The 301-nt window shown below is 69.8% G+C and carries 1 protein-coding gene; it reads left to right on the top strand.

The features are described 5' to 3' along the window. Positions 1 to 301 (top strand): hypothetical protein (locus E3U55_RS17665; RefSeq protein WP_228547613.1); only part of this gene is annotated, 301 nt, incomplete at both ends.

Raw genomic sequence — 301 nt, 5'->3', positions numbered from 1 at the left:
CAACAAGTCCCGCGACTACATCGCACAGCGCACGAACGCCGTGACACCGATCGCGAAGGGCGGTACCGGTGCGACCACTGCCGAGGGCGCGCGAGCCAACCTGGACCTCGTGAAAGCGGCGTCTGCCGCCGCGGCGGACGGAACGGTGCCGTACTACCACTCGAGCGGCAAGATCGCGGTGGCGTCCCCTTCCGCCGACACGCACGCCGCCAACAAGCAGTACGTTGACGGGCGCGTGAGCGGGCTCGTCGGCATCGACTACCTGAACGCCCGCATCGGGCCCGGCGCCACCGTGCCGATC

The sequence above is a fragment of the Filobacillus milosensis genome, from assembly GCF_004402015.1.
Lineage (GTDB): Bacteria > Bacillota > Bacilli > Bacillales > Alkalibacillaceae > Filobacillus > Filobacillus milosensis.
This window is presented reverse-complemented; position numbering and strand designations above follow the sequence as displayed.